This is a genomic window from Pseudomonas mucoides, assembly GCF_015461845.1.
GTDB lineage: Bacteria > Pseudomonadota > Gammaproteobacteria > Pseudomonadales > Pseudomonadaceae > Aquipseudomonas > Aquipseudomonas mucoides.
This window is the reverse complement of the sequence record NZ_JACOPW010000001.1, coordinates 630,386-650,373: the sequence shown is the minus strand read 5'-3', so window position 1 is coordinate 650,373 and position 19,988 is coordinate 630,386. Positions and strand designations below refer to the sequence as shown.

Annotated in this window: 16 protein-coding genes and 1 pseudogene; 9 read left to right on the top strand and 8 right to left on the bottom strand. The window is 58.9% G+C overall.

The features are described 5' to 3' along the window. Positions 1-22: 22 nt before the first annotated feature. The 4 genes and pseudogenes from H8F22_RS03085 to H8F22_RS03070 all read right to left on the bottom strand — a co-directional run. Positions 23-1,156, bottom strand: a pseudogene (locus H8F22_RS03085) (tyrosine-type recombinase/integrase); the annotation flags it as partial. 172 nt (positions 1,157-1,328) lie between these two features. Continuing rightward, entirely contained in the window at positions 1,329-2,132 is an 804-nt protein-coding gene (gene istB / locus H8F22_RS03080; protein WP_130209155.1) for an IS21-like element helper ATPase IstB, read from the bottom strand. Beyond that, entirely contained in the window at positions 2,125-3,624 is a 1,500-nt protein-coding gene (gene istA, locus H8F22_RS03075; protein ID WP_194939964.1) for an IS21 family transposase, read from the bottom strand. The genes istB and istA overlap by 8 nt, the downstream gene beginning before the upstream one ends. Before the next feature lie 92 nt (positions 3,625-3,716). After that, positions 3,717-4,085, bottom strand: coding sequence for an Arm DNA-binding domain-containing protein (locus tag H8F22_RS03070; protein WP_228758654.1), 369 nt, complete (start codon positions 4,083-4,085; stop codon positions 3,717-3,719). A gap of 974 nt (positions 4,086-5,059) precedes the next feature. Here H8F22_RS03070 and H8F22_RS03065 point away from each other — a divergent pair. Further along, positions 5,060-6,712, top strand: coding sequence for a methyl-accepting chemotaxis protein (locus tag H8F22_RS03065; protein ID WP_149417029.1), 1,653 nt, complete (start codon positions 5,060-5,062; stop codon positions 6,710-6,712). Here H8F22_RS03065 and H8F22_RS03060 read toward each other — a convergent pair. Both H8F22_RS03060 and H8F22_RS03055 read right to left on the bottom strand, forming a co-directional pair. Further along, the gene (locus H8F22_RS03060) at positions 6,700-8,226 is read right to left on the bottom strand and encodes a DHA2 family efflux MFS transporter permease subunit (protein ID WP_057005023.1); all 1,527 of its coding nucleotides are present in this window, start codon (positions 8,224-8,226) and stop codon (positions 6,700-6,702) included. The two genes, H8F22_RS03065 and H8F22_RS03060, sit on opposite strands and share 13 nt — an antisense overlap. Next, complete coding sequence (locus H8F22_RS03055; RefSeq protein ID WP_057005024.1) at positions 8,219-9,400, bottom strand: HlyD family secretion protein; 1,182 nt, start codon at positions 9,398-9,400, stop codon at positions 8,219-8,221. Before H8F22_RS03055 ends, H8F22_RS03060 begins: the two co-directional genes overlap by 8 nt. Before the next feature lie 376 nt (positions 9,401-9,776). Here H8F22_RS03055 and H8F22_RS03050 point away from each other — a divergent pair, with 376 nt between their 5' ends. The 3 genes from H8F22_RS03050 to H8F22_RS03040 are packed head-to-tail and all read left to right on the top strand — an operon-like array spanning position 9,777 to position 12,568. Beyond that, complete coding sequence (locus H8F22_RS03050) at positions 9,777-10,718, top strand: Rieske 2Fe-2S domain-containing protein (protein WP_126588865.1); 942 nt, start codon at positions 9,777-9,779, stop codon at positions 10,716-10,718. 17 nt (positions 10,719-10,735) lie between these two features. Further along, positions 10,736-11,764: an aromatic ring-hydroxylating dioxygenase subunit alpha gene (locus H8F22_RS03045; RefSeq protein ID WP_057005026.1), complete on the top strand. Its 1,029-nt coding sequence runs from the start codon at positions 10,736-10,738 to the stop codon at positions 11,762-11,764. Between the two features lie 24 nt (positions 11,765-11,788). Further along, entirely contained in the window at positions 11,789-12,568 is a 780-nt protein-coding gene (locus H8F22_RS03040; RefSeq protein WP_057005027.1) for an SDR family oxidoreductase, read from the top strand. Here the strand turns inward: H8F22_RS03040 and H8F22_RS03035 are convergent. Continuing rightward, on the bottom strand, positions 12,565-12,972 hold the full coding sequence (locus tag H8F22_RS03035) for a VOC family protein (RefSeq protein WP_057005028.1): 408 nt from the start codon (positions 12,970-12,972) through the stop codon (positions 12,565-12,567). The two genes, H8F22_RS03040 and H8F22_RS03035, sit on opposite strands and share 4 nt — an antisense overlap. Positions 12,973-13,164: 192 nt before the next feature. Here H8F22_RS03035 and H8F22_RS03030 point away from each other — a divergent pair, with 192 nt between their 5' ends. The 5 genes from H8F22_RS03030 to H8F22_RS03010 are packed head-to-tail and all read left to right on the top strand — an operon-like array spanning position 13,165 to position 19,333. Beyond that, the gene (locus H8F22_RS03030) at positions 13,165-15,402 is read left to right on the top strand and encodes a CoA transferase (protein ID WP_057005029.1); all 2,238 of its coding nucleotides are present in this window, start codon (positions 13,165-13,167) and stop codon (positions 15,400-15,402) included. Positions 15,403-15,452: 50 nt separating this feature from the next. Next, positions 15,453-16,190 carry an SDR family NAD(P)-dependent oxidoreductase gene (locus H8F22_RS03025; protein WP_126588867.1) on the top strand — a complete coding sequence of 246 codons (738 nt, stop codon included), beginning with the start codon at positions 15,453-15,455 and terminating at the stop codon, positions 16,188-16,190. A gap of 24 nt (positions 16,191-16,214) precedes the next feature. Beyond that, positions 16,215-17,510, top strand: a complete 1,296-nt coding sequence (locus tag H8F22_RS03020) for an acyl-CoA dehydrogenase family protein (protein ID WP_057005031.1) — start codon at positions 16,215-16,217, stop codon at positions 17,508-17,510. Then, on the top strand, positions 17,507-18,559 hold the full coding sequence (locus H8F22_RS03015) for a phosphotransferase family protein (RefSeq protein ID WP_126588868.1): 1,053 nt from the start codon (positions 17,507-17,509) through the stop codon (positions 18,557-18,559). The genes H8F22_RS03020 and H8F22_RS03015 overlap by 4 nt, the downstream gene beginning before the upstream one ends. 18 nt (positions 18,560-18,577) lie before the next feature. Continuing rightward, positions 18,578-19,333 (top strand): SDR family NAD(P)-dependent oxidoreductase, encoded by a 756-nt coding sequence (locus H8F22_RS03010; RefSeq protein WP_126588869.1) that lies wholly within the window; start codon positions 18,578-18,580, stop codon positions 19,331-19,333. Between the two features lie 28 nt (positions 19,334-19,361). Here the strand turns inward: H8F22_RS03010 and folE are convergent, their stop codons facing one another. Beyond that, a complete protein-coding gene (folE, locus tag H8F22_RS03005) occupies positions 19,362-19,919 on the bottom strand; it encodes a GTP cyclohydrolase I FolE (RefSeq protein WP_057005034.1) in 558 nt (185 codons plus the stop codon). Positions 19,920-19,988: the final 69 nt, after the last annotated feature.

Below are 19,988 nucleotides of genomic sequence, written 5' to 3'. Positions count from 1 at the left end.
ACTATTGCCGTTCAGATGTTGATTAATTCGGGTTCAATTTTCCGGTGGTCGAGGTAGGCGTCGTCATGGGGGCTTTGTGCCCATTTGAGTTGCCTCTACCTAGCCCCTCCAGACCGTCCTGGCCGGTCATGAAGTCGGTGAGCTTCTCGCCCAGCAGGTTCCAAGCTTCTTTTTTCTCTTCGGCATAATCATGGTGTAAGTAGTGACGGCGGACCCGGGAACCTGCCAGCACGTGGTTCTGGCACCGGTCTATCACGTCAAGGCTTATGCCCCAGGCTTGCATCATCGTTGCACCCGTTCGTCTCAAGTCATGGGGTGTCCACTCCCCATTGGCACCACCGGACAGCACCAGGGTGTCATCATGTCGGCGACGTGAAAGCGGCTTGCGATTTTTGAAGCGTGATTGGCGGTCTCCCACCTGTTTGCTGACGACCTTGAGATCGACATGACCATCATGATGCTTTGCGGGAAAGCACCATTGAGAGTTTCCTGTGAGCAGCCGAAGCTTGCTGAAATAGTGGATCGCAAACGGAGATAGGAACACGTGGTGGTCCTGCTTTTTTCCCCGGCTACCTTTGACATTTGCCACGGGAATAAACCAGACACCATTTTCCAAATCAACGTTTTTCCATTCGGCCTGAAGCAGTTCACCAATCCGGCATAACGTTCCCAAACAAATCCAAAGCGCAAGTTCGGACTCTGGCTTGAGTGGGCGAATCCCATCGTACTTTTCGCCGGCAGGTAGTGCTGCATAGTCCGCAGTCATTTTTTGAAAGCGTTGGTATAATTCTTGAAGTTCGATAGAGGAGAGGATCCGAGTTCGCTCCTCCTGGTAGTCACTGGGTACAAGCTTGTTGATTTCGACTAAGTCTGATGGGTTTCCGTCAATCAGCAATGTTCGCCATGGTTGGCGTTTCTGGGCCCATCCGAACATCTGAACGATATCCGAAAAAAGACTGATGGCCTGACGAGTAGCGCCGCGTGCCATTACGAACCGCACCAGGTTCCGCAGGTCATGCTCACTAATTGAACTGATGATTTTTGAGCCAAGGGTGGGGTAAAGGTCTTTCGCGAATTTTCTCCGTAGTTCGGCATTACCATCCTTGCGCGCCACACCATCGCGAAGCCATTCACCCGCGAGGTCCAGCAGCGTTAGCTCTGTTGGCGCTGATTGAAAACTGACCCACCCTGCCGATTGAAAATTGACCCAGGGCGGATTGCTGATTTTTCACCCAGCAATTGTGGATAAGCTTAGCAGTAGTGTTCTGGTTGAAGTCGCATCGGGCCCCACCGCATGCAGGCATGCGGCAGGGTGTTTATGGTGCAGATCAAAACGGTTCATCGTCCTCGATACCATCTTCGTCCTTGCGCTTTCGTTCACGCGATTTGATCTTTGTCTGGGCGGCCAAGGTGCTGTGTTGCAGGCGGTAGGACTCGTTGCCCGTTTCGACGATGTGGCAGTGGTGTGTCAGCCGATCCAGCAACGCAGTGGTCATCTTGGCGTCGCCAAACACACTCGACCATTCCGAGAAGCTGAGGTTGGTGGTGATGACCACGCTGGTGTGCTCGTACAGTTTTGAAAGCAGGTGAAATAACAGCGCGCCACCGCTCTGACTGAAGGGCAAATACCCAAGCTCATCGAGTATCACCAGGTCTGTTCGAAGCAGTCCCTGGGCGATTCGGCCTGCCTTACCATCGTACTTTTCACGCTCCAGCAGGTTGACGAGATCGACCGTGGAGAAGAACCGTACTCGTTTGTTATGAGTGGTGATTCCGGACACGGCCAAGGCACTGGCCAGGTGTGTTTTTCCGGTTCCAGGCCCACCGATGAACACGACATTTTGCGCAGTCTCCGTAAACTCAAGGCTGGATAATTCCTTGACCAGACGGGCATCAGCGCTGGAAGCGCTGAAGTCAAAGCCAGCTAAATCACGGTGCATGGGGAGCTTTGCCATGTTCATCTGATGATTCACAGAGCGCACGGCGCGATCTGCCTGCTCCTGTTGGAGCAGATGCTCAAGCAGCCATTTCGAGGATGCCGTCGAAGCTTCTCCCTGGGCCGCCAGTTCTTCCCAAGCCTGCGCCATGCCATGCAGACGCAGTTCTTTAAGTTCTGCCATCAAGTCACGCATTGCGGCTCTCCTCATCTGTTGTACGGAGTTGGTCATATCGGGCCGTGTTGGCAACGGGAGCCACCTTGAGTTGCAGGCTGGTTTCTACGGAAGGCGGTGGTGCAGTAGCGGTGAGCCGGGCGAGAACATTTAAGATGTGATCGGCGCTCAGACTTCCCGACTCAAGCACCAGTTCTACCGCTACCAGCACCGGGTCGAGACCGGCGATGGGCACGGCAGCGAGCACCTGCGTCATGATTCGATCACCGTTGCTGTGACGTCTTAGGCCCCGTTTGAGAAGTTGTAACGGCTTGGGCAGATCGGCAAACGGTGCGCCATTGCGCAGTGCACCCGGCTTGCGTTCGATGAGTGGGATGTAATGCTGCCAGTCAAAACTGACCTGATCTCGATCAAAGAGGCGCTCGTGGCTGGCGATCACCGTTTCGTCGGCGATGACCACGATCCGAGAAGGATACAGACGGCTGCTGACCCACTGGCCGACTCGCTCACAAGGCACCGAATAGCGATTTCGCGCCACACTGATCAGGCAGGTGCTGGAGACCCGCAAGGTACGCTCGACGTAGCCATCAAAGGCCGTCGGCATCGGCATCATTTCAACTCGCTCCAGTTCCAAGACCTCTGCCACCGTTAGCCCGCTGTAATGCGGATGCGGCAGCTCGCTCCAGAGCGACCGGCAGCGTTGGCCGAGCCAGGCATTCAGTTCTTCGAAGGTGTGGAACATGCAGTTTTGAGCGTCGATCCAGATGCGCCGTCGACTGTCTTGAACGTTCTTTTCAACGATGCCCTTTTCCCAGCCAGAGGCTACGTTGCAGAAATCCGGATCGAACAGGTAGTGCGCACACATCACGGAAAACCGGGCATTGACCGTGCGGCCCTTGCCTTTGTTGACCTTGTCGACAGCCGTTTTCATGTTGTCGTAGATGCCGCGACGCGGCACGCCACCTAACGCTCCGAACGAGCGTGTATGGGCATCGAATAGCATCTCGTGACCTTGGCTGGGGTACGCAACCAACCAGAATGCGCGACTGGCACACAGCTTCATGTGGGAGACCTGGATGCGTCGAAACAGGCCGCCGATCAGCAGCCCTTCTTCGCTCCAGTCAAATTGAAAGGCTTCACCGAGCGCAAACGTCAGCGGTACAAAAGCGCGTAAAGACTTGCCTTGCTCACCTCGCCACGAGCGTACAAACGCTGTGAGCTGGCTGTAGCCGCCGTCATAACCCTCGGCCTTGATCTGCTCGAAAAGTGCTTTGGCGCTTCTGCGATTGTGCTTTGCCCGAAACGAATCGGCTTTCAGCGCCTGTTCCAGCGTGTCGTGGAATGGGCTGAGTTTGTTGAAGGTCGCGCACCGCTGGTACGCCGGCTGAGTGGCTTCGGGCGCTCTGACCCATTTTCGGATGGTGTTTCTCGACAGCCCGGTACGCTTGGCTATCTGGTGCAGCGAGAGCTTGTCGCGGAAGTACATCCGCCGGATTTTTCCCAACATTTCCATGCTGATCACCCTGTGTTCTCCTGCTCGGAAAGTGAGCAGAAGCAGTTGAACACCTGGGTCAGTTTTCAGTCGGCAGAACAGCCTTTACTGGGTCAGTTTTCGGTCAGCGGCAACATTAGCTCCTTAGACTTTTGCCGATCGGCCTCCGCGAGTTGTGCCGCCAGTTCCGCTTTTTGTCTGACCTTCCATGCGCGCTTGTTCTCGTTTGGATTGATCCCTTTGGCTACAAGGTCCCGCGCTTCGTTGCGCTCCTTGCGGATTTCAGTCAACGACTTATTTGGCCAGGTACCGCACGAGAAGCGGGTGTAAATCCCTTCCCAGCGAAACTGGAAGTAAAAGGGGATGGCGACGCCTTTTTTGCGGAGTGAGACTCTGCCAGAGAGGCTGCCTTCGTCGCGTATGACGATGCCGACATCTCGCTCGGTAAGTGCTTCCAATTCTTTGGCGGTGAGTTTGGCCATAATCAACCTCCTGAAAAATATACTCCCACATTTACTCCCACTGATCTGTCAGCTAAGTGTAGGTCAGGATAGCAGTCGTTGGAAGAGTGAAGCTCTAAAAGCCCTTGTTTTACTGGGTTTTAGAATTCTATAGGAGGTTAGTGCGAACCAAGGATATCTAGTGCTTAACTGAATGGGGTGCTAGGGGTCGAGTGTTCGAATCACTCCGTCCCGACCATATAATTCAAGGGGTTGCGAGATTTTATCTCGCGACCCTTTTTTATTTTTGTTCTTTTTACCCCCACAAAATTACTTGCAGTTGTTCCTCTGAAGTGGGCATGGACCACTGCATATTAAGTATTCACATCCGGTCCTAACCTTACTGCCTCGCTCATCTCGGTTTCTGACCTTCGACTTCGATCCTTCGATGTTGGCTCACCTGTTGAGCACAGTACCTCGGCCGCGCCATTCAAAAACTTGTCTGCAATTGGGGACACCAGTCAGCGTCGATTTTTTCGTTACGTGAAGGGTGCGGGTTCCTCCCTGCTTGCCCGGTGACTCCGCATTTAACGGAATTCACGGCCTTCATTGAAAAACTTCCCCTCGCCTGAATAGGTAAGTACTTGCTGAAAGCCTCACATGGACGTTCGCTTACGGCTGAGCAGGTCGCCGCGGGCTCGATGAGGCCGCAGGGCTGCGGCATTCATCGGTACTGGCGGCGGAATTAATCAAGGCGCTGGCGATTCTGTGGGGGGCGGTATCGAACCTGACCTTGGTCTTTGCAATGCCGCTGCTTACCTGGGCTGTTCGTTCCAGTGCTGGTTGGCTGGCTTTGGTTACGCCAGGCGTTAGTTGCAGGGCGGAGGCAAGGCGCTATGGCGGGACATCAAACCTTCAATATCGTTCTGATAATAGAATTAAATACTGTATAAAGAATAATGCAGGATAAACTGCCTGCCTAGTCATGCTCTATAAAAACAAAAACGGTAACCAACATGCCATTTCTGAAAGGCTTCTCAATCGGCGCCAAGCTCCTCGTGCTGCCCGGGTTATTTGTGCTCGCTCTTCTGGTTGTCTCGGGTCTGGCCTATCGCGGGCTGGCCAAGCAACAAGCGGTAATCGAGGAAATCGACCAGTTGCGTTTCCAGCAGTATCGGCAAGTGTTAGAAACCTCGGCCGCCTCGCAGGCGGCGATGGTCGGCGCCTATGCCACAGGCGCGCGCATCCTTGAATCCAGTGGTCAAGCTTCTGCGGAGGACCTTGAGTCATATCTTGAGGATATGCAGGCCAGTGTCGACGACATGCGTGCCGGGCTGGACAAAGTGGCCCGTGAAACTCGCTTGGGCAAAGAGGAGAGAGCGCTCTATCAAGCGGTGCAGGAGCAGGCCGCAGTGGTCGGCGAGGGGCTTGCCGAATTCAAGCGCACTGCTTTGAGCGACCAGATACAGGCTGCCTCGCTGCTGGGTCGGGTGCGTGCCGACAACAATGGCTTGCAAGGTCAATTCAACCGGCTGTTGGGTCTACAAGCCGAGCTGACCTCTGGCGCCTTCGCTGAGGCGGGCGCAACACAACAGCAGGTCTCACGGATGCTCGTGGCGGTGCTGCTGGGTGGCAGCTTAATGGCTGTGTTAGTCAGTCTTTTGTTGCGTGCGCAAATCATCCGGCCCATCCGGGAAATCGAGAGGGCGTCGATCGAGTTGCGCGATGGCGACCTGACCCGACGCGTGCGGGTCATGGGTCGAGACGAGATTGCCCATACGGCTCAAGCATTCAACGAACTCATCGATAGCTTCCAGCAGGCCATGCGCCAGGTTGCCGGAGTCGCGGCATCGGTCGGCGCCTCGGCAGAGGAGCTGGTGGGCGCTTCGGCGCGGGTGGCGCAAAGCTCTACGGCGCAGGCCGGTGCGGTGGGCGCGGTGTCGATGACCATCGAGCAGATGAGCGACGGTATTGCGGCAATCTCCAGTCATGCTGAAAGCCTGCGCAGCTGCGCCGAAGCCAGTTTGCGCGGTGCGCAGGATGGACACTTGGCCTTATCGCGACTGCTTGAGAAAATCGACAGCGTGCGCCATGCCTTCTCCGCGATCCGCGGCTCGGTGGGCGATTTTGTCGAAAGTACGACAGCGATTACCGCCAGCATCGGTCAGGTCAAGGACCTCTCCGCGCAGACGGGCATGCTGGCGCTCAATGCGGCCATCGAAGCGGCGCGTGCCGGAGAGAGGGGGCGCGGCTTCAGCGTGGTGGCCGACGAAGTGCGTAACCTGGCACAACGCTCTGCGCTGGCGGCCAACTCGATCAACCAGCTGACGTTGAAGCTGGAGAGCCAGTCCGGGATCGTCGACCAGGCATTGAGCGCGGGCACTGTGGCATTGGAAGAAAGCGGCCGGCTGCTGAGTGAGTTGGAAAGCACCCTGCAGCAGGCAACGGAACTGGTGGGTGACTCTACGCGCGGGGTTGACCGGATCGCCGATGCGGTAAGCGTGCAGAGCGAGGGTGGGCGAGGCATCGTGGCCAACGTCGAGCACATCGCACGCATGGCCGGCGAGGGTGATGCGATCACCCATCAGGTATCCGGAGCCGTGGTGTCTTTGCGCGAGCTTTCCGATGAGCTGAATGTGGCGGTGGGACGTTTTCGCTACGAGGCCTGATTCGCTTGAGACTTCGCCGTCCTGAATATCAGCAGCAGCGGTATGACGCCGATGGATAACCACATCAGCAGCTTGAAGTCATCCAGGTAAGCCACCCAGCTGGCCTGCACAGTGATCAAGCCATCCAGTGCTGCACGCCCGCTGGCGGTCAATGGATTGAGCTGATGGTTGACAGGCCAGGCATCGAACAGGCGGTTGAACGGCGTCACGTATGCACCGATTTCGGCATGGTTTATCTGGGTGTTTTGCGCCAGCAGCACCGTAACGATCGAGATGCCAACGCTCGAACCGACGTTGCGTGACAGGTTGTACAGGCCCGTGGCTTCGCCTCGCAAATGCGGGGGCAGGGTGGTAAAGGCGATGGTGGTCAGCGGGACGAACAACAGACCCAGGCTCGCGCCCTGAATAAAGCCGACGTAGATGATGGTGTCGATGGACACGGCCGGCGTCCAGCCGGTCATCATGTACATCGACCAGGCGGACAGCAACAAACCGCAAAACAGTATCCAGCGAATATCCACTTTGCCGATGATCTTCCCGGCAAGGAACATGCTGAGCATCGTCCCCAGTCCGCGTGGCCCCATGACCATGCCGGCGGTGAGCACCGGGTACCCCATCAGGGTTTGCAGGTAGGGTGTCATCAGTGCCAGCGAGGCCAGGTAGGTGATGCCAATGATAAAGATAAACACCACCGCCACCGAGTAATTGCGATCTTTGAACAGCTTCAGGCTGATAAAGGGCTTGTCATGAGTGAAGGTGTGGACAATGAAGATGTACGAAGCGACGGCGGCCACCAGCGCTTCCAGGATGATTTCCCCGGAGTCGAACCAGCCCAGTTGTTCGCCGCGGTCGAGGAACAATTGAATCGACATGATCGCCACGCTGAGCGAGCCAAAGCCCAGCCAGTCCAGGCGTGCAGTCTTGTCGGCCGGGGTTTCCCGTATGAAGCGGGTCATGCCGATAAAGGCCAGCAACCCGATAGGCAGGTTGATGAAGAACACCCAGCGCCAGCTGAGGTGTTCCGTCAGCCAGCCGCCGAGCATCGGACCTAATACCGGGCCGACCATGACCGATACCCCGAACAGGGCCACTGCCGACCCTCGGTCTTTCTGCGGGTAAATATCCAGCAGAATGCCTTGCGATAAGGGCACCAATGCCGCCCCGGCCACCCCTTGCAGCAGGCGGAACAGGATGATTTCTTCCAGGGAGCGGGCGATGCCACAGAGCACCGAGGCCAATACAAAACCGAAGATCGACCACAGCAATACGCGCTTGCGACCGAAGCGTCGGGCAAGGAATGCCGAGGGCGGCGTCATGATGGCTGTGGCGACGATGTAGGAAGTCAGCACCCAGTTAATCTGATCGGCGCTGGCCGATACGCTGCCCTGCATAAAGGGCAGTGCGACGTTGGCGATGGTGGTGTCCAGCGCCTGCATGACCACCGCCAGCACCACGCACAGTGTGATCAGTACCCGCAGCGGCGAGGGCGGCAGCGGTCCGGACACGTCATTCATGATGGCGTGCGAGCAGGTTTGCCAGTGGCTTGGGCAGGCCTCGTGCGGTGCCGGTGTCGATATCTACCACGGCGCTCATGCCATGGCGCAGCGCCGGTTTGCCGACAGCATCGTCGATATGGATGCGTACCGGAATGCGCTGCACGACTTTCACCCAGTTGCCCGTGGTGTTCTGGGCCGGCAGCAGGGAGAAGCTCGAACTGGAGGCCGGGCTGATGCTTTCCACGGTGCCATGCCAGGTGATACCCGGATAAGTGTCTACCTCGATGGTGACGCCCTGGCCAATCCGGGCGTTGGTCAGCTCGGTTTCTTTCGGGGACGCCGCGACCCACAGTCGCTCGCTGGAGACCAGGCTGAAGCCCGATTGGGGTGGTTGCAGATACGCGCCCACTTGCAGCGAGTCAACGTTGGTGACGACGCCGTCGAACGGGGCGATGACCACGGAGTTTCGCAGGTTGCGTTCGGCTTCATTCAGGGCCGCCAGCGCCTGCAAGTAGGAAGGATGCTGCTCAAGTGGTCTGTCCAGGCGCCCACCCAGTTGGGCCAACGCCGCGGCAGCCTGGGCCTTGGCGACCGATACTTGCTGACGGGTATTGTCGAGGTCCTGGTGGGCGTCGTCGTAGATAGTCCTTGAGACGGCGGCAACGCTGACCAGCTTTTCCAGCCGTTGCAGATTGGTCTGGTAAAACGGCAATTTGGCTTCAGCCTGGGCGATTTCGGCCAGAGATTGGTTGTAGCTCGCCTTGAGGTAGAGGATCTGGTTGCGCGCGTTCTCCAGCTGCGCCCTGGCGCTGGCCACGGCGATTTCAAACGGCTCGGGCTTGAGGCGGAACAAGACCTGGCCTTTGCTCACGGTCTGGTTGTCACTGACTTCAATGGCCGCGACGATCCCGGCGACATCGGTTGAAACTCCCACCCGCTCGGCCTGGATATAAGCGTTGTCGGTACTCACGACCTGGCCACCCAACACATACCAGGCGGCGCAGGCCACGACACTGATCGGTGCCAGCAAAAACAGACCGATGCGCCAGCGTTGGCGCGCCGTGTCATTCGGTTCTTGAGCATCGCCATCAAGGGCGGAAGCCTCGGGCGCCTGCATCCGGGGTTTTTCCACGGGCTCGAGCGGTCGGGCTTCGGCGTGCACGGCAGGGCGCTGCAATGTCGGCTCAGCCATGTTTCACCTCGCGCGCAACGTCATGGAGGACAAAGCCGAGGGTGGATTGGGTCATCGTCAGCGCACCTTGGAGTTAATGAGCAAGCTAATGGTAATCAGGCTTATGGATTGCTCGCTAGCTATTTTCCATTAGAACATGATCACTAATAGAAGAAATGTCCATTTGTAGGTGGCCTAAAGAGCGGCAATGTGTCTATTGAACCAAGGTTCGTAGAGGGTTGTGGCCACATCTTGCGGTTTTCGTTGGCTGTAAATAATTTCAACAGAAAACAAAATACTGTTTATTTGTGTTTGCTCTCTCTGCCGCGAAGCACTACCGTTAGCGCTGACTGCGTTCAACGCATTTGCCCAAGACCAATAACAAAGAGGCAGCCCGATGATGACCCCTGGCTGGTGGGCCATGGCGCTTTGCGAGGCCGTGAAAGATCAAGTGCCATTGGCCGTGGCCTTTGCCGGCGAGGAACTGGTCCTGTTCCGAAACGCAGCCGGCCAGGCCTTTGCCCTGGAAGACCGTTGCCCACATCGGCGGGTGCCGCTGGCTTTGGGGCGAGTCGTCGAGTCCGGTCTGCAGTGCGGTTATCACGGCTGGACCTTTGATGGCGCCAGTGGTGGCTGTACGCAGATCCCCAACCTGCATACCGATGAGCGTGTGCCTGCACGTTATGCCGCGCGTGCCTTTGCGGTCAGCGAGGCGAATGGTTTTGTCCATGTGTGGTTGGGTGAAGGGGCACCGCAAGGGCAATTGCCCAGCAGCGACTACCAACCGGGCGGACGCGAATTTACCGGTTCCACCATCGTCAACATGAGTCACGACCAGTACCTGGACGCGATGCTCGACGGCCCGGAATGCTTGCTCGGGTTTGCCCATGTGCGCCTCACCGATTTTTTCCTTGGCGATCTGCGCAGCGAGCAGGGGCGGGTGGTTCTGGAGCGAGGTGCGGTATGGACCACACAAATCCTGCCTTCGCAGTTTGTGGTGGATTACCCCTTGATCGTGCGCACCGCGGTCCCCTTTAACGGCGGTACTGTTCGAGTGGATTTGCTGAGCGAAGATGAATTGCCGCTGGTGACGCTGATGATCGCCACCGGTGCCAACCGTCGTGGCACAACCAGTTTGTGCTGGCGTGGTTTTGTGCATGAGCACGTACACCTCAGGGCACCCCTGCGTTGGCGTCTGGCCCGCCTGCGCAAACAGGCGCCGTTCCAGGTGAACAGCCGGATCGACGGCACAGCCGTCGCGGCCTTGTTGCAAACCTCATCCCGCGAACTGCGTGAGTTGCGCCAACCGACCCTGATTCCCGTCAGCGCAGTCGTCTGAGCACAGGAGCTCCCACCATGCATGCCGTGCCTTCCTCCACCGATACGATCCCTGGCAAAGTTCGGGGTGACTGGACGCCAATCAACTACGACCTGCGTGACACCTGGTTCCCGGTGTCCCATAGCCGCGACCTGGGTACCCGGCCCATTCGCCGGATCATTCATGCTCAGCCCTATTACCTGTGGCGCGACAACGGGCGTGCGGTGGCGGCCGAGTTTCACCCGCATTTCCCCCATAAAGAGCTGACACTCACAGCGTTTACCGGGGGACGGGGCTTTTATCCGCTGGTTGAGCGCTACGGGTACATCTGGGTCTGGTACGGTAATCCGGACGCTGCCGACATGCAGTTGCTCCCGCATATTCCGTTTCTACCCCAGGATGGCAGTCTTCCCGGTTACACCCAGCGAACCGTGCGGTTTGATGCGACCTCGGCGCTGTCGGTGGAAAACCTGATTGATCTGACCCATGCCGATTTCCTGCATGCCAATACCATTGGCGACGGTGTAAGCGAGTCGGACGTGGTGGAAGTGCAATGGACCTCCGAGACCGTGACTCGCACCCGTACCGTGGCGCAAAAGTCAGTGGCGCCGATCATGCGCTGGGTCGGCGGCGTGCGCGCCAGGTATCAGGATTTTCGCGCCGTGCTGCACATTCATCTACGCAGCAACGTATGCATCTCCTATCCGCGCTTTCGCCCCGGTTACGACGTGCCCAACCTGCAACCCTTCCTGCCGGTGGGCAAGCATCGCTCGCGGTGTGACGTCACCTTCAACACCACCGCTGCACCCGCACCTTTTCGTTATGTGATGCCGCGCATCAACTACATCATCCAGCCCCAGGACAACTCGGTGGTGCGCCCGCAGAACCAACGTTATTTCGAGGTCGACCCACGTCGCGACCTGCACTCGCGCTTCGATACGCCGGGTACCCGTTATCGCTACCAGATGGAGCAGTTGGCCGAACGCCAGCGCGCTGGCCAATTCACCTACGGCGGCGATGCTGAACCCGGGCGCGACATCACGGCCTTGCTCGGCATGAACGACTGACACCAATGTACGAGGAGTGCTGCAATGGATCTGGGTATTGGCGGACGTATTGCTCTGGTGTGCGCATCCTCTCGGGGACTTGGCAAAGCCTGTGCGCTGGCATTGGCGCAGGAGGGCTGTGAGGTGCTGATCAACGGCCGCGATGCCGAGAGCCTGGAACACACTGCGCAGGACATCTTGCGCAGCACCGGCCGGCTGCCGCGCACCGTGGTGGCCGACCTGTCCACCGCCGCCGGGCGACAGGCGCTGCTGGCTGCCTGTCCGGTGATGGATATTCTGGTGACCAACAACGGCGGGCCAGAGCCGGGTCGTCCGGAGGATTGGGATCATGCTGCCTGGCTGGCGGCCATTGAGGCCAACATGCTCTCGGGTATCCTGCTGATTCAGGCGGTGGTCGTTGGTATGCGTGCGCGAGGTTTCGGCCGTATCGTCAATATCACCTCGGCGATGGTTAAGTCGCCCCGGTTGCCATTGGGTTTGTCCACGGCGGCGCGTGCGGGGCTGACCGCTTTTTGCAAAGCTCTGTCGGTCGAGGTGGTGCGGGACAATGTGACGATCAACAATCTGCTGCCGGAGCGCATTGAGACGGACCGTCTGCGCTTTATGACCGAGCAACTGGCGGAACTTCGCCAGCTCAGTTTTGAGCAAGCACGGGTGGAAATGCTCAAGCCGATAGCCGCACGACGATTTGGCCAGCCGAGCGAACTGGCAGCGGCCTGCGCATTTCTCTGTTCGGCGCAAGCCGGCTATATCACCGGGCAAAATTTGCAGATCGACGGCGGCAGCTATGCCGGATTGATTTAGCCACCCCGGCGTTCTTTCCAGTCGGCGGGCGGCACTTCGCTGGCGTCGAAATCCAACTCCACTTCAACCCCATTGGGGTCCTGGATGAACAGCTGCCACGTGCGCTCGGCGCCGGGCGCACGGATCACTTTGAATCGCACGCCGTGCTCACTCAGGTGTTTCCACATCCTCTGCAAGCCCTGGGCATGAAACGCCATATGGTCAAGCACGCCACGTCGCGGCTCCGGCATTTGTGATACGCCCACCACATGCAGAACTGGTTGTTCCTGGGTGTACAGCCAGAATCCGGGAACCGGGAAGGGCGGGCGTGGCCCCTCCACCAACCCGAGTACTCCAACATAGAAATTTCGTGTCGCCTCCAGTTGGTCGGAGACGATGGTGAAGTGGTCCATGCGCAGGATCATCGCAACGCCCTTAATCGGCTTTTAGTGATATTTAGACGAATTGTTATTTATTGTTCATATTCATGCTTATGATTCTATATTCGGAATACTAATCTATCTATGGAATTTATCGCCGATCGCTTAGGGTAACGCCATGGATTCGTTCTGCAGCTCTGCTGCAAAACGCTAAGCGCAGAAGAAGACAGGTGCTGAATGAGCCAGGCAATCCTCGAAGGAATTCGCGTCATCAGTCTGTGTTCCGGCATTGCCGGATCTGCCGCTGGCATGCATCTTTGCGAAGCGGGTGCCGAAGTGGTGATGATCGAGCCACCCGCCAACCGTGCCAGAGAGAAACAGGCGCTGTTTGCTGTGCTTAACCGTGGCAAACGAAGTGTCATCCTCTGCCTGGAAAATGCCGCAGATCGCCAGCAACTGAACTCGTTGCTAGCCAGCGCCGATGTGCTGCTGCATGACTTCACCCCCGCGGTAGCGCAGGCCCATGGTCTGGCAGACGCGCAGCTCACTGCAGACTTCCCTCGATTGGTTATCTCAGCGATCAGCGGCTGGCCCCATCGGCATGCACTGGCGAATTCCATTCCCCGGGAAACGCTTATCCTGGCGCGCCTGGGCCTGTTGGACGAACAGCCGGCGCATCGCCCCGGCCCGGTGTTCGTACGCATGCCATTTGCCAATTGGCTGGCCAGCTGGCTGTGTGTGGTCGGGGTGATGGCGCGGTTACTGGCGCGCGACCGTGACGGCTGCGGCGGCATCGCTCATACGAGTTTGGCTCAGGCAGCCTTGGTGCCAATGACCATGCATTGGAACCGCGCACAAACACCGACCCCGGCCTTTGCCAAAGGTCTGGATAAACACATTCCAATTCCATTGCACCAGTGCGCTGATGGCCGCTGGTTGCATGTGCATTATTCGCCGGACAAATCCCCTTGGATGGCCGCGGCACTCAGTGAGTTCGGCGAAACCGAAGTGGCTCGCTTGAACGCGCTGTGGCCATCGAGCCATGTGGCGCCAAACTTCGGCGCCAACAAGGCGATCATTGCCACACGGTCGGCACAGGAATGGGTCGAGCATTTCTGGCAGCACGACGTTGCTGCGCAAATTGCCGCTCCATTTGGCGATATCTACTTCGACGAACAAGCACGCCTGAATGGCTATGTGGTTGAAGTCGACGATGTGCAGTTGGGCAAAACACTGCAACCAGGCCCTGCCTGGCAGGTGCAGCCACCCGCACGAGTTGGCGGTAGCGCACCTCTGGCAGGTGAGGGGAACGCCGGACTGTCTGGCGCCGATGCTGTGATCCCTTCGCAACTGCCCAGGTCGAGTCCGGCGCCCTTGCCTCCGCTGCACGGTCTGAAAGTACTGGATCTGGGCGCCTATCTGGCCGGGCCGTTTGCCTGCATGTTGCTGGCGGACCTGGGGGCAGAAGTCATTAAAATCGAGGCGCCCAAGGGCGATGCCATGCGCCGCCTGGAGCGGATTTTCAGCGGTACCCAGCGTGGCAAATTGGGCGTCGCGTTGCAGTTGGGCGATCGGCAGACCGAGCCCGCCGTAGAGGCGTTGGCACGTTGGGCCGATGTGGTACACCACAACATGCGGCTTCCCGCCGCACGCAAGCTCAAGGTCGACTACGAGAGCCTCAAAGCGCTCAACCCGCAGCTGGTGTATTGCCATGTCAGTGCCTACGGACCGACCGGACCGCGCACGGATTGGCCGGGCTTTGACCAACTGATGCAGGCCTCTTGCGGCTGGGAAGTCGAGCAGGGCGGTGAGGGCCAGGCGCCCATGTGGCTGCGCTTCGGCGTGGGTGATTTTTTTGCCGGTCTGTCCTCGCTCTACGCCTTGCTCCTGGGGTTGTATGAGCGCAACCGCAGTGGCGTCGGACAAATGGTCAGCTCGTCATTGCTGGGCGCCACGATGCTGTCGATGAGCGAAGCGGTGGTGCTGGAAGACGGCAGCCTCACACCAATCGATCATTTGGACGCGCAACAGACCGGTCTGAGTGATGCCCATCGTTTGTATCGGTGTAGCGATTCCTGGCTGGTGGTGGCAGCGCTGCAACCGGATGAGGTGCAACGTTTCGAGAGGCTGGTGGATGATCAGCCCGAAACCTGGTTTGCCGATCAGACCCGGCAAGCGGCGCTCGCCTCATTGGTCGCAGCGCAGGTTCCTGCACAGGCAGTGCTGGAAGCGCAGATGGATGCCTTTCTCGACAGCCCCGAACACGCCGAAGCGGGTCTGCACGCTCATTACTCACATGCTGTTTACGGTGACCTGCAACAGATCGGCGCGTTCTGGGACTTCGGCAACTTGCCGTTATCGCTGCAGCGTCCGCCACCCGCCCTCGGCCAACATACCCGGCAAGTTCTGGAAGGCCTCGGCTTTACCGGCAGCGAGCTCGAACGATTGGCCTCGGTTGGCCTGGTGGCGCTGTAACGGTGGGCCTATTGCCCGACAGGATTTTTCGACAAGCACAAGGAATACCCATGTACGAGTTGGATTTCAGCGGTAAAACCGTGCTGGTAGTTGGCGGGTCCAGTGGCATCGGCAATGGCATTGCGCAGAACTTTCGCCAGCGCGGTGCCGAGGTGCATGTCTGGGGTACGCGTGCCTCGGCGGCGGCCTATAACGACTCACCTGACTCTAATCTTGAAGGCCTGCATTACGCCCAGGTAGACGTCGCGGATGCGGCATTGATCGAAGGGGTCTGTGTGCCATTCACCCGCCTGGATGTGTTGGTGCAGGCACAAGGCACGGTGCTCTACGACCGTCAGGAATTTCTCACCGAGGGTTTCAAGCGAGTACTCGACGTCAACCTCACCAGCCTGATGGTGTGCGCGCAGAAATTTCACCCACTGCTGATGCAGGCCAAGGGTTCGATGATCACTGTCAGCTCCGCTGCCGCCTTCCACTCCACGCGTGGCAACCCGGCCTACAACGCCTCGAAAACCGGTGCTTTCGGACTGACTCGCACCCTGGCCGAAGCCTGGGCACGTGACGGCATCCGGGTGAATGGCATTGCCCCCGGTTTGGTGGAAACCAAGCTGACGCGGGTGACCACCAGCAACCCCAAGCGCCTCGAAGGCGCATTGCGCGCCATTCCTCAAGGGCGCTTGGGCACGCCCCAGGACATGGCCAACGTGGCCCTGTTCCTTGCCTCGCCGCTGGCCAGCTATGTGCTCGGCCAAACCCTGTTGGTCGACGGCGGCATGCTGCTGGCCTGATCGCTATTTGCTAGGAGACACACCATGGCCTGGGACTTTCAGACCGACCCCGAGATACAGGCGGAACTGGATTGGATCGAGCAGTTTGTACGGGAGGAAGTCGAGCCCCTCGATCATGTGCTGGGCAGCCCGTGGAATATCCACGATCCGTTGTTCAAGCAACTGGTCAAACCGCTGCAAGCGCAGGTGAAGGCTCGCAAGTTGTGGGCGTGTCACCTGGGCCCGGAACTGGGCGGGGCAGGGTATGGCCAGGTGCGCCTGGCATTGATCAATGAAATTCTCGGCCGCTCGCTGTTCGGCCCGATTGTGTTTGGCTGCCAGGCCCCCGATTCAGGCAACGGGGAAATCCTCGCCCATTACGGCACCCCGGCGCAGAAGCAGCGCTACCTGCAACCGTTGCTCGATGGCGATATCGTGTCCTGCTTCGCCATGACCGAGCCGCAAGGTGGCGCGGATCCTGCCGTGTTCACCACCGAAGCGGTGCGCGATGGCGATGACTGGCTGCTGAACGGCGAAAAATGGTTCGCCTCCAATGCCCGCTACGCAGCGTTCTATATCGTGATGGCGGTCACTGATAAAAGCGTATCGGTGTATGAAGGCATGTCGATGTTCATCGTCGCCGCTGACGCGCCCGGGGTGAGCATTATCCGTAACGTCGGTATCGCCGATGACCCCGCCGCCACCCATGCTTACCTGTCATTCGACAAGGTGCGAGTGCCTGCGGGCGACATGCTCGGTGCGCCCGGCCAGGCATTTGTCGTGGCTCAGGTGCGGCTCGGTGGTGGCCGCGTGCACCATGCCATGCGGGTGATCGGCCAGGCGCAAAAAGCCCTTGATGCACTCTGTGAACGATCCCTGTCGCGTAGTACCCAGGGCAGCCGCCTGGCGGACAAGCAGATGGTCCAGGAAAAAATTGCCGATTCGTGGATCGAACTGGAGCAGTTTCGCTTGCTGGTGATGCGTACGGCGTGGCGCATCGATCAGTATCAGGACTACAAGCGGGTGCGCAAGGACATCGCTGCGGTGAAAGCCGCCATGCCCAAGGTGTTGCATGACATCGCCGCGCGCGCCCTGCATGTACATGGCTCGTTAGGGGTATGCGAAGAAATGCCGTTTACCGGGTACATCGTCCGCTCCTTCCAGATGGGGCTGGCCGACGGGCCCACCGAAGTGCACAAAGTCACGGTGGCCAAACAGCTGCTGCGCGACTATCAGCCCTGCGACGAGTTGTTCCCCGATTACCATCGGCCCACCGCCGCGGCCCGCGCCCGGGAAAAATACGCCGGCGTGCTGGCCAGTCTCGGCGAGCGCGACGTATGAACGATTGGCAGGATCTGGTCGACCTCGAGCGCCTGGCCGACTGGATGGACACCCAAGACCTGGAAAGTGGCCCGATCAAGGCTGCGGTACGTTTAGCCGGCGGCACGCAGAATCTGCTGCTGCGCTTTCGGCGAGGCGTGCGTGAATTCGTGTTGCGCCGGCCTTCCCTGGAACTGCGCGAAGTCGGCGGTAAAACCATCGTCCGTGAAGCGCGCCTGCTCAAGGTATTGGCCGGATCGCAAGTGCCCCATGCCGGTTTGATCGCCGACTGTACTGACCAGGCCGTTCTGGGCTCCAGTTTTTATTTAATGGAACCAGTGCAGGGCTTCAACCCCAATAGCGCCGCAGGATTGCCAGCACCCCATGCTGAACGGCCGGCGCTGCGCAGGCGCATGGGCTTTGCCATGGTGGATGCGCTATTGCGTCTGGGCGACATTGACTACCAGGCGGTGGGGCTGGCGGACTTTGGCCGCCCGGACGGTTTTCATCAGCGTCAGGTCTCACGCTGGCTGGCACACTTGGACAGCGTCAAAGACTACCCCGGTTGGCCGGGGGCGAGCAGCCTGCCGGGACTTGCACGTTTGGCCAATTGGCTGAGCGATCATTGCCCGCAGCAGTTTGAGGCCGGTATTCAACATGGCGACTTTCACCTGTCCAACGTCATGTTCCGGCATGACTGCGGGGAGTTGGCCGCGGTCGTCGATTGGGAGCTGGCGACCATCGGTGATCCGTTGCTCGACCTTGCCTGGCTGGTGGTCACCTGGCCCTGTGCCGACGGTCGTGGTGCCGGCACCATCGAAGTGCATCCCTGGGACGGCTTTTGCAGCAGCGACGAACTGGTCGCCCATTACCACGCCGGCAGCTCGCGCTCGTTGGCGGACTTCACCTGGTACCTGGTGTTGGCGGGTTTCAAACTCGGCATCTTTCTCGAAGTCAGTTACGCCCGTGCGTGTGCGGGTAAAGCCTCGATGGTCACGGGTGAAAAACACCACGCCTCAGCGTTGCATCTATTCGCTACGGCGTTGCAGCGCATCGATCAAACCGCCTGATAACCAGAGGGAAAGCCCATGCAACTGGCCGGTAAACGAATCATCGTCACGGGAGGCGCCAGGGGTATCGGCGCGGCAGTGGTCAAAGCATTTGTGGAGGAGGGAGCCTATGTCGTCAGCCTCGACCTGGGCGAAGCCGCCTTGATGACGGGGGACGGTGGCGGGTGGGCGCATACACGAGTCTGCGATATCGCTGACAGCCAATCCGTGGATGCCGCTTTCGCCTGGGCCAACGAACGGCTCAATGGTCTGGATGTGCTGGTACATGCTGCGGGTATCGCGCCGAATGCCAGTGCCGACAGCATCACGCTGGACGAGTGGGAAAAAGTCTTTGCGGTGAATACCCGTGGCACATTCCTGACCAACCGCGCGGCCTATGAGCTGCTGAAGGGCAGCGGTGGGCGGATCATCAACTTCGCCTCTGCGGCAGGCGTCATCGGACAGCCCGGCAAAGCCCATTACGCGGCCAGCAAGGGGGCGGTGCTGGCGTGGACGCGCACGGTGGCGCGGGAATGGGGCCCCTTGGGCATTACCGTCAACGCTATCGCCCCGGCGATGTGGACGCCGATGTACGAGGCGACTCGCGCGAGCATGAGCACCGAGCAATTGCAGCAGCACGATGCCTACATGACAAGGCAAGTGCCCATCGGCGGACAGCTGGGTGAACCGGCCCGGGATCTGGCGCCTGTGCTGGTATTTCTTGCCGGAGACGGTTCGCGATTTGTCACCGGGCAAACGTTGATGATTGATGGCGGCATGCTGATGCTCAGTTGAGTTGAAGGTGGGGCGCCTGGCGCCTCTCCTAGCGACCGCGGATCAACTGCAAAAACTCCTGGCGGGTGTTGTACGACTCGCGGAACGCGCCGAGCATTACCGAGGTGCTCATCACCGAGTTCTGCTTCTCCACACCGCGCATCATCATGCACATGTGTTTTGCCTCGATCACTACCGCCACTCCGGCGGCATCGGTCACTAGGGAAATCGCGTCGGCAATCTGCCGTGTCAGGTTTTCCTGAATCTGCAAACGGCGAGCGAACATATCGACAATGCGGGCCACTTTCGACAGCCCCAGCACCTTACCAGTGGGAATATAGGCGACATGGGCCTTGCCAATAAACGGCAGGAGGTGGTGTTCGCAGAGTGAGTACAGTTCGATGTCACGGACGATGACCATCTCATCGTTGTCCGATTCAAACAACGCGCCGTTGACGATCTGTTCGAGGCTTTGCTGATAGCCATGACACAGGTACTGCATGGCTTTCGCCGCGCGTTTTGGCGTGTCCAGCAAGCCTTCTCGCTCTGGATCTTCGCCCACTCCGTGAAGAATCTCCCGGTAGTTTCTGGCCAGCTCTTCGTTCATGGGTCGACCTTATTGTTTTAGCCAACTTCCCGGGCGGCATCGCATGCAACCCGGGTCCTGGCACCTGGC